Source organism: Kineosporia sp. NBRC 101677 (assembly GCF_030269265.1).
Taxonomy (GTDB): domain Bacteria; phylum Actinomycetota; class Actinomycetes; order Actinomycetales; family Kineosporiaceae; genus Kineosporia; species Kineosporia rhizophila.
The window spans coordinates 1-257 of record NZ_BSTA01000065.1; the positions used below are offsets into that span (position 1 = coordinate 1).

1 rRNA gene is annotated in these 257 nt (G+C 58.8%); it reads left to right on the forward strand.

The window, feature by feature from the left end:
• Window positions 1-257 (forward strand): 23S ribosomal RNA (locus QSK18_RS35765); the annotation flags it as partial.

Here is a 257-nt window from a genome sequence, read left to right on the forward strand (position 1 = left end):
CTACAATCCGTCGGAGCCTTACGGGGTGACGGCGTGCCTTTTGAAGAATGAGCCTGCGAGTTAGTGGTGTGTGGCGAGGTTAACCCGGGTGGGGTAGCCGTAGCGAAAGCGAGTCCGAACAGGGCGTTTGAGTCGCATGCTCTAGACCCGAAGCGGAGTGATCTACCCATGGCCAGGTTGAAGCGCGGGTAAGACCGCGTGGAGGACCGAACCCACTTAGGTTGAAAACTGAGGGGATGAGCTGTGGGTAGGGGTGA